The sequence below is a fragment of the Streptomyces sp. NPDC059957 genome (assembly GCF_042730015.1).
In the GTDB taxonomy this organism is placed as follows: domain Bacteria; phylum Actinomycetota; class Actinomycetes; order Streptomycetales; family Streptomycetaceae; genus Streptomyces.
In genome coordinates, this window is sequence record NZ_JBHWMB010000093.1 from 11,132 (window position 1) to 19,975 (window position 8,844).

The window sequence follows — 8,844 nt, forward strand, 5'->3', positions numbered from 1 at the left end:
GGGCGGCGGAGCGTTCCATGCCGGATGTCGGCGTGCCGGGCGCGGCCGCTTCGGCGAGGCCGGCCGCGAGGGCGGCATCGGGCCCTTGCGCGGCCAGGGCGAGGTGCAGCAGGTGGCGCAGGCGGTGGCCGTCGGCGTCGATGACCGAGGCGAGCAGCGCGTGGGCGGCCCGGCGTTGCGAGGACGGCGCGCCGGAGTAGACGGTCCGGCGGAGCAGGGATCCCGTGAATGCGATGCGGTCCCCGTCGTGGTGCACCAGCCTCGCCGCCTCGGCGGGGTCCAGCGCGGCAGGGTCCAGTCCGGCCTTGCGGGCGGCCCGCAGGACCAGGGAGGCATCCGCCCCGGCCGCGTCGGGATCGGGCTCGTGCGCGGACGCCACCAGGAGCAGGAGCTGACGGGCTGCGGGCGGCAGTGGGGCGAGGCGGCTCCCGAAGACGGCCCACAGGGCGCCGCCGTCCACGAGCGGGCGGGGCAGCGGCCGATGGCCGCCGAGCTGATCCGGTGTCAGGCGCTGGGCGAGGGCCGTCAGGACGGCGGGGTTGCCTTCGGCCTCGGACAGCAACTCCGAGCGTACGGAAGGATCCAGGCCCCCACTGGTGAGGTCGCGGAGCAGCGCCGTCGCAGCGCCGTCGTCGAGCGGGCCGAAGCGGACCACGGGCAGCCCCGCGAATTCGGGATCCGCCGCCCGGTGCTCCGCGACCGAGAGCAGGAGTCCGATCGGGCGCGCGGGGTCGGGACGCCGTGCGGCCGAGCCGAGGACGGCCCGCGAGGGCGCGTCCCACAGGTGTGCGTCGTCCACGCAGACGAGCAGCGGCTCGTCCTCGGGGACGTACTGCCGGAGAAGTTCGGGCAGTTCGGGCAGTCCGGCCGGCCGGACCGTTCCGAAGGCGGCCCGCGGCGGCGCCGCGCCCCTGCTCTCGGCCGCCGCGCACAACAGTGCGTGCATGCCGTCGTAGGGGCGTGGCTCGCCGGGGAGGCGTCGGGGGCGAAGGACCGGCCCGAGCGTGAACTCGTCGGCGGCCCAGGTGAGGAGTGCGCTGCGGCCCAGGCCGGGCTCCGCCGCGAGCAGCAGCGCCCCGCCGTGCCGGGGCCGGAGCTGGTCCGACAGGGCGGCCACAGCCGCCAGTTCGGTCGTCCGGCCGTAAATCCGGCAAGGACTTGCCGCAGTCGTGTGTCCGGTCACGCCGGTGAGGTTACTGCCGTGTAAACAATGGCGGAAGACCGGACGCAGCAGGTGGGAGGCCGAAGCGGAATGGCCTCCCACCTGACGGGGTCGGATCAGGAAGTGTGGGGGCAGTTGCCCCGGTACTCCTCGATCGCGAGGCTGGGGCTCGGCACCGGGCAGAGGAACTGCTCGTAGCGGCTGTCGTTGTCGATGAACCGCTTCAGCCACGAGATGCTGTACTTCGCGATCGTGGTGTCCGAGCTGTTCGGAGTGAAGTGCGTGGCGTTGTTGAGCTCCAGGTACGCCTTGTCGAGCGAGCTGGGCAGGCTCGTGTAGAAGGGCTCGGAGTGCGTGGCGACCGGTGCGATCGTGTCGCCGTCGGCCCCCACGATCAGCGTCGGGGTCTTGATCTCGGGCCAGGACTTGTCGGTGTTCCAGCCGGTGAGCGCGATGGCCGCCTGCAGCGAAGTCCGGCTCTTGGCGGCCTCCAGGGTGCCGCCGCCACCCATGGAGTGGCCCATCACACCGAGCCGGCTGCTGTCGATCCTGGTGCGGACGCTGCTGCGCTCCGTCAAGTAGTCCAGGGCGGAGAGCAGTTGGCGCCCCCGGCTGTCGGGCTGGTCGAGGGTGGTGAGCGTGTCGATGGTCATGACGATGAAGCCCTGGGAAGCCAGTCGCGGGCCGAGCCAGGCGATGGAGGATTCGTAGGCGGTGAAGCCGGGTGAGATCACCACGGCGCCGAAGGTCCCGTCCGCGGTGGACGTGGGGTAGTAGATGGTGCCGCCTCCGAAGCCGGTGACCAGCAGGGAGGAAACGCTGGTCTGCGACACCGAGTAGGAGCCGCGGAGGGCCTCGATGCTCGAGTTGGTCGGCGCGGGGCCCCGCTCGTACGGGTTGGCCGCGGCCTGTGCCCCGGACGCCGTGAACGTGGCGATTGCGCCGATCGTCACGAGCGCCGCCAGTGCGGACACGAGCGAACGGAGCCGCGTCCCGCCGCCGGCGGGGTCGACGGACCGCCCCCGCATGCCGGCGGCGCCGTGGTCGGAGTGGGCCTGGTGGGCGTTCTCGGAGTGTTGCTGCTGCACGACGGAGTCGTCCTCTCGGTCGTGGCGGAGCCTTCCCGGCGGTGGCCCGTACCCGGCTGAGTGCCGAGGTCCGCGCCGCCTGACGGTGCTTCCCGCCGCTGTCGCTGGCCGGACCACTGTCACGGCGCACTCCGCGACCGCACATCGGCGGAATCACCGGTCTCGCCGACGGAAGCACCGGTCCCGTCGGTGGACGTACCGGGGCGCCGCCGGACGTACCGGTCCCGTCGCCGGGCGCACCGGTCAAGCCGGCGGGCTTGCCGCCCGGCGCACCGATCACGCCGCCGGCCCCGCTCAGCCGCCCGACAGCCGGTACGCGTCCCGCGCCAGGGTCAGCGCGATCAGGTCCCGGGGGCGGGACAGGGACTTCGACGTCAGGCTCTCCAGCCGGCGCAGCCGGTTGAAGACCGTGTTGCGGTGGCAGTACAGGCGGCTCGCCGCGCGGCCCGCCGAGCCCTCCGCCGTCAGCCAGGCGTCGAGGGTCTCCAGCAGCATCGCCCGGTCCGCCGGGTCCAGGTCCAACAGGGGTCCGAGGACCGCCTGGACCAGCTCGGCCGACAGCTCGGGCTGGCGCACCACCAGGGCCGTGGGCAACCGGTCGGTCAGCCGTACCAGCACCCGTTCGTCCTGCCCGCAGGTCCGCAGCGCCGTCTCCGCCAGCCGCCTGGCCCGGCCCAGTTCGGCCAGTCCGTCCACCACCGGGCTGATTCCGCCCGGCCCCGGGCAGCGGTCCGCGAGCTCCGCGGCCAGCTCGGCCGTCGAGGAGTCGCCCAGCGCCACCACGGCCAGCTCCCGCTCCGTGCGCATCCGCCAGAACAGCCGCATCCCGCCCGCCGCCACGACCCGGTGCACCGAGTCGCCCCGGTCGGCCGGGAGCACGACCACCGCGTACCGCCCCTGCTCCGGCAGGTCCAGGGCGAGCGCCACCTGGGCGGCCAGCGCCGGTGCGCTGTCCCCCTCCAGCAGGGCGTCCAGGAGGGCCTGCACCCGCTCGTCGCTGCGCCGGCGCATCTCGACCTCCGCGCTGCGGTACGCCTCCGCGGTCGCGGCGGCCTGCTGCTCTATCCCGGCCCACATGGCCCCGGCGGCGCGCGCCAGGACGGGCAGTGCCTCCGGGTCCTTCTCGGTGACGATGTCCAGCAGCGCGTCCCAGGTGAGCCGGCCCGCCCTGCGGTACGCGTAGAGCAGCAGGTCCAGCGGCAGCCCCTGCTCGGCCCGTCGCCGGCCCAGTTCCTCCGCGTACGAGAGGTCCTTGCGCGGGGCGGACCGGCGCGCGGCGAAGGCCTCGATCCCGTAGTGCATCGCTTTGCTGACCTGGCTCCAGTGTTCGTCCCGAGGAACGGCCAGGTCGAACAGCGGCGAGTGCTGCGCCAGATCCTTGATGAGCTGGTCGGTGAGTCCGGGAATGTCAGTGATCAGTACGTCCGCCGCCGACAGCAGGACCGACCATTCCTGTTCCGTGCGCGTTCTACGTCCACCCATGGCCGCCGAGGATGTCATCCCGCCCACCGCCGCCGCCAGGGGCGTGCGAAGCCGGTCTGTGCCCGTGCACAACGCGCGACTTCCCCGGCTGGTCATCGGCAGCGATTCCGCATCCGCCGGTGGACGCCCGCCCCGCCACGGTGTTGGTCTGTGCGCCAGCACAAGGCTGCCCAGAGGAAGGAAACACGTGGGTTCGCTACAGGTACGCGCGCTCTCCGTCGGCTACGGGCCGGTCCGGGCCCTGCGCTCCGTATCGCTCGACGTGCCCGCCGGCGCAGTGGTCGTCGTACTCGGCGGGAACGGCGCCGGGAAGTCGACGCTGCTGCGCGCGGTGTCCCGGACGCTCGGGTTCCACCGGGGCACCGTCACGGACGGCACCGTCACCTTCGACGGCCGGCCGCTGGACGGGCTCGGCCCGGACCGGGTCGTCGCCGCCGGCGTGGTCCAAGTACCCGAAGGACGCAAGATCTTCACCCGCATGACCGTCGCGGACAACCTCCGCGCCGGGGCCCTGGGAGGCCGCGCGGGGTCCCGCGCCGATACGGCCCGTTCCCTGGCCCGGGTGCACGAACTGTTCCCCGTACTGGCCCAGCGGGCGCGGCAGCGGGCCGGACTGCTGTCCGGCGGCGAACAGCAGATGCTGGCCCTGGGCCGGGCCCTGATGGCCCGCCCCCGCCTGCTGCTCCTCGACGAACCCACCCTCGGGCTCGCTCCCAAGATGGCCGCCACCATCGCCGAGACCATCACCGAGATCAACGCCTCGGGCGCCTCGGTGCTCCTCGTCGAGCAGAACGCCGCCCTGGCACTGCGGCTGTCCTCGCACGCCTACGTCCTGGAGGTCGGCGAGGTCACCCTCGACGGCCCGGCCGCCGAACTGGCCGCCTCGGACGAGGTCCGGCGCCGCTACCTCGGCATCACGGACGAAGCCGCACCGGCGCCGGAGAGCGCCGGGGCGCCGCGGGAACTGCGCAGGTGGTCCGCGTGAGCGAGCCCTCGTCCCCGCCGGCCCTGACGGTCACCGACGTCACCGTCCGCTTCTCCGGGCTGACCGCGCTCGACTCGGTCTCCTTCACGGTGGACCCCGGCAGCGTCCACGCCGTCATCGGGCCCAACGGAGCGGGCAAGTCGACCTGCTTCAACGTCCTGTCCGGGGTGTACCGGGCCACCGCCGGCAGCGTGCACTTCGGCGCCGCCGAGCTCACCGGCCTCGCCCCGCACGCCGTCGCGGACCTCGGCATCGCCCGCACCTTCCAGAACCTGGCGCTGCCCCCGCACACCACCGTCGCCGACAGCCTCCTGCTGGGGCGCCACCGGCTGATGCGGACCGGGTTCCTGGCGGCCGGACTGCGGCTGCCCGCCGCCGCCCGCGAGGACCGCCGGCACCGCGAACGGGTCAGGGAAATAGCCGAGTTCGTGGGGCTGGACGGCGACCTCGCGGCGCCGGCCGGCTCGCTCCCGTACGGAAAGCAGAAGCTCGTCGAGCTGGCCCGGGCCCTGTGCATGGAACCCAAGCTGCTGCTCCTCGACGAACCCGTCGCCGGGATGACCGCGGACGAGAGGCAGCGCACCGCCGCCGTCATCGCGGGCGTCCGGGACGGCCTGGGCATCTCGATCGTCCTGGTCGAACACGACATGGGGGTGGTGATGCGGCTCGCGGATTCGGTGACCGTACTCGACTTCGGCAAGCGCATCGGCGGCGGGACTCCCGCACAGGTGCAGAACGATCCCGCGGTCATCCGCGCATACCTCGGAGAGGAGGAACCGGCCTCATGACCACTTTCCTCGAACTACTGATCGGCGGGCTCTCCATGGGCTCCGTCTACGCACTGATCGCCCTCGGCTTCGTGGTCATCTTCAAAGCCACCGAGGTCGTCAACTTCGCCCACGCCTCGCTGCTGCTGGCCGGCGGGTACGTCACCGCCATCCTGCACGAGGAGCTCGGGTTCTGGGGCGCCCTCCTGGCCGGCACCCTCGCGGCCGCATCGGTGGGAGCGGCCATCGAGTTCCTCGTGATGCGGCGCTACCGGGGCCAGGACCAGAGCGTGCTGGCCATCGTCACCATTGGCGTCGACATCCTCCTCATCACCGACCTCACCCGGCGCATCGGTACCGACGTGCTCTCGCTCGGCGATCCCTGGGGCGACCGCGTCGTCCACCTCGGACCCGTCGTCGTGCCACAGACCCGGATCGCCGCGATCCTCGCTGCCGGGCTGCTGATCACCGTGTTCCTGCTCGTCTTCCGCCACACCTCCTGGGGCGTCGCCATGCGCGCCGCCGCCGAACAGCCCGAAACGGCGGCCCTGATGGGCGTACGGCTGGGCCGGGTCTCCCTCGCGGCATGGGCGGTGGCCGGGGCGCTGGCCGCAGTCGCCGCCCTCTTCTTGACCGTCTTCCCCACGCCCGGCCTGGAGCGGGCCACCTCCCTCGCCGCCCTCAAGGCCTTCCCGGCCGCGATCCTCGGCGGGCTCGACTCCACCAGCGGCGCACTGGCCGGCGGTCTGATCGTCGGAGTCACCGAGGCGCTGGCCACCGGCTACCAGGGCCAACTGGCCTTCCTCGGCCGCGGCATCGGAGACCTGGCCCCGTACCTGGTGATGGTCGCGGTCCTGCTGATCCGCCCCGCCGGACTCTTCGGCACGAAGGAGCTCGCCCGTGTCTGACACCCGCAGCCCCGTTCGGCCCGCCGAGGCCGTCACCTCTGAGCCGGCCGTCCGGCCGCGGCCGCTCAGCGCCCGGAACCTGGCGGTGGCAGCCGCAGGCCTGGTCCTCCTCGCGCTGCCGTTCTACCTCGACCGGTTCTGGCTGCAGGCCGGGCTGTTCGCCATCGCCGCCGCCATCGGCGCCATCGGCCTCAACCTGCTCACCGGAGCCACCGGCCAGCTGTCCATGGGCCACGCCTTCTTCCTCGCGGTCGGCGCGTACGGGTACTGCGCGCTCGCCGGGGACGGCAGCACGGCGGGCAGTCACACGCTGGTCGGCCTCGGCCTGCCCAGCTGGCTCGCCGCGGTCCTGGCCGTCGCCCTCGCCGGGGCGGCGGGCGGCATCTTCAGCCCCATCGCCGGCCGGCTGCGCGGCGCGTACCTCGGCATCGCCACGCTCGCGCTGATCTTCATCGGCCAGCACGTGCTGTTCAACGCCACCAGCATCACCGGCGGGTTCAACGGCCGGGAGGTGGAGCCGCTGTCCCTCTTCGGCTTCACCTTCGACGACACCGAGACCGTCATCGCCGCCGTCCCCTTCCAGTCCGCCGAGAAGCTCTGGTACGTAGGCCTCGCGGCCCTCCTGGTCGGCGCCCTGTTCGCCCGCGGGGTCCTGCGGGGCCGACCCGGCCGGGCCATGAACGCCCTGCGCGACCACAGCATCGCCGCAGGGGTGATGGGAGTGCCGGTCGCCCGCTACCGGGCAGCCGTCTTCGTCCTGTCGTCCATGTACGCGGGGCTCGCAGGCGTGCTCCTCGCCCTGGTCTTCCAGCGCACCGTGCCCGACTACTTCGGCATGGTGCTGTCCCTGGAATACCTCGCCATGATCGTGATCGGCGGCCTCGGCACCGTCTCGGGCGCCGTCGTGGGCGCGGTCTTCGTCTCCCTCCTGCCCCAACTCCTCACCCGCTACAGCGACGCCCTCCCCCTGGTGTCCGCACCCGGGACGGGCGGGGTCTCGCCGGGCGAGGCCTCCCGCTACCTCTACGGAGCCGCCGTCGTCGTCGCCGTCCTGTTCCTGCCGGGCGGTCTCACCGGCATCACCCGGATCATCCGGACCCGCACCACACCCTCGAAGGAGCGAAAGTGAACAGAAGAAGGCACGCTGCCGCGGTTCTTGCAGCCGCACTCGTCCTGACCGGAGCCGCCGGGTGCAGCGGCAAGGCCACCACCGCCGAGGGCGACAAGCCCGCCGCGGGCGGGGTCAAGGCCGGAGCGGGGGTGAGCGACAAGACCATCAAACTCGGCGCGCTCACCGACATGACCGGCGTCTACGCCTCCCTCGGCAAGAGCGTCACCCAGGCCCAGCAGCTGTGGGTGAAGCAGACCAACGCCGCGGGCGGCATCTGCGGCCGCACCATCGAGCTGACGGTCCGCGACCACGGCTACGACCCGCAGAAGGCCCTCGCCGCCTACACCGAGCTGGAGCCCTCCGTGCTGGGCTTCTCCCAGTTCATCGGCTCCCCGTTCGTCTCCGCCGTGAAGCAGCGGATCGACGGCCAGGACAAGGGTCTGGTCATCCCGCAGGCCTGGTCCGCCTCGCTGCTCGGCAGCCCGTACATCCGTACGGTGGGTGCGACGTACGACATCGAGACCATCAACGCCGTCGGCTTCCTCCTCGACCAGAAGCGCATCGCCTCGGGAGACAAGATCGGGCACGTCTACTTCGAGGGCGACTACGGCGAGAACGCGCTGACCGGGGCCAAGGCCATCGCCGCGGAGGCCGGGCTGAGCATCGTCGAACAGAAGATCAAGCCGACCGACAACGACATGACGGCCCAGGTCGCCGCGCTCAAGCAGGCCGGGGTCAAGGCCGTGATCGTCAGCGCGGGCCCCCGTCAGGCGGCCTCGCTCGTCGGAGTGGCCGCGGCGGGCGGCTGGGGCATCCCGATCGTCGGCAACAACTCGGCCTTCGCACCGCAGCTCCTGGCCACCCCGGCGGGCGCGGCCCTGCAGAAGGACTACTACGTCGCCTCCTCGGCCCTGCCGATCGGCTCGACCGAGGCGGGCCCGGCAGCCCTGGCCGCCGCGTACAAGGCCGAGTACCCGGACGCGGGCCTGGACAACGGCGTGGTGGCCGGCTACTCGGCCGGCGCCCTGTTCGGGGAGGTCCTGAAGAAGGCCTGCGCCGACAAGGACCTGACCCGCGAGGGCATCCGGGCGGCGCTGCTGAGCCTGAAGTCCTACGACAACGGCTTCGGCATCACCCACGACTTCTCGGACCCGAAGGCCCCCTCCACCAAGCAGAGCGTGATCCTGAAGCCCGACGCGGCGGTCCCGGGCGGCATGAAGGTGGTCAAGGAGGCCACCGCGGCGCCCGCAGCGACGAAGTTCACGCCCGCTTCCTGAGCAGCGGGCAGCAGACGGGCGGTGGGAGCGCTACCCCACGCGAGCGGGGAATGCTGCTGCCTTA

At 72.6% G+C, this 8,844-nt stretch carries 8 protein-coding genes; 5 read left to right on the top strand and 3 right to left on the bottom strand.

Annotation, left to right across the window (positions count from 1 at the left end; translation table 11 throughout):
- The 3 genes from ACFWBW_RS36980 to ACFWBW_RS36990 all read right to left on the bottom strand — a co-directional run.
- A partial coding sequence (locus ACFWBW_RS36980) for an AAA family ATPase (RefSeq protein ID WP_385382626.1) occupies positions 1-1,183 on the bottom strand: 1,183 nt, incomplete at its 3' end.
- Positions 1,184-1,278: 95 nt separating this feature from the next.
- On the bottom strand, positions 1,279-2,190 hold the full coding sequence (locus ACFWBW_RS36985; protein WP_385382678.1) for an alpha/beta hydrolase family protein: 912 nt from the start codon (positions 2,188-2,190) through the stop codon (positions 1,279-1,281).
- Positions 2,191-2,544: 354 nt separating this feature from the next.
- Positions 2,545-3,732: a PucR family transcriptional regulator gene (locus ACFWBW_RS36990; protein WP_385382629.1), complete on the bottom strand. Its 1,188-nt coding sequence runs from the start codon at positions 3,730-3,732 to the stop codon at positions 2,545-2,547.
- A 187-nt stretch (positions 3,733-3,919) separates the two neighbouring features.
- Between ACFWBW_RS36990 and ACFWBW_RS36995 the strand changes: the two genes are divergently transcribed.
- From ACFWBW_RS36995 to ACFWBW_RS37015, 5 genes are read left to right on the top strand one after another with little or no spacing between them, the layout of a single operon-like run.
- Positions 3,920-4,717: an ABC transporter ATP-binding protein gene (locus ACFWBW_RS36995; RefSeq protein WP_385382632.1), complete on the top strand. Its 798-nt coding sequence runs from the start codon at positions 3,920-3,922 to the stop codon at positions 4,715-4,717.
- Positions 4,705-5,505, top strand: a complete 801-nt coding sequence (locus tag ACFWBW_RS37000; protein ID WP_385382635.1) for an ABC transporter ATP-binding protein — start codon at positions 4,705-4,707, stop codon at positions 5,503-5,505. Before ACFWBW_RS36995 ends, ACFWBW_RS37000 begins: the two co-directional genes overlap by 13 nt.
- Positions 5,502-6,392, top strand: coding sequence for a branched-chain amino acid ABC transporter permease (locus ACFWBW_RS37005; RefSeq protein ID WP_385382638.1), 891 nt, complete (start codon positions 5,502-5,504; stop codon positions 6,390-6,392). Before ACFWBW_RS37000 ends, ACFWBW_RS37005 begins: the two co-directional genes overlap by 4 nt.
- The gene (locus tag ACFWBW_RS37010) at positions 6,385-7,521 is read left to right on the top strand and encodes a branched-chain amino acid ABC transporter permease (RefSeq protein ID WP_385382641.1); all 1,137 of its coding nucleotides are present in this window, start codon (positions 6,385-6,387) and stop codon (positions 7,519-7,521) included. Before ACFWBW_RS37005 ends, ACFWBW_RS37010 begins: the two co-directional genes overlap by 8 nt.
- Entirely contained in the window at positions 7,518-8,780 is a 1,263-nt protein-coding gene (locus ACFWBW_RS37015; RefSeq protein ID WP_385382644.1) for an ABC transporter substrate-binding protein, read from the top strand. The genes ACFWBW_RS37010 and ACFWBW_RS37015 overlap by 4 nt, the downstream gene beginning before the upstream one ends.
- Positions 8,781-8,844: the final 64 nt, after the last annotated feature.

Bases quoted from the DNA above. Each gene is read 5' to 3' on its own strand.
- ACFWBW_RS36985 (WP_385382678.1), bottom strand. From the start codon at position 2,190: ATGCGGGGGCGGTCCGTCGACCCCGCCGGCGGCGGGACGCGGCTCCGT.
- ACFWBW_RS36990 (WP_385382629.1), bottom strand. From the start codon at position 3,732: ATGGGTGGACGTAGAACGCGCACGGAACAGGAATGGTCGGTCCTGCTG.
- ACFWBW_RS37005 (WP_385382638.1), top strand. From the start codon at position 5,502: ATGACCACTTTCCTCGAACTACTGATCGGCGGGCTCTCCATGGGCTCC.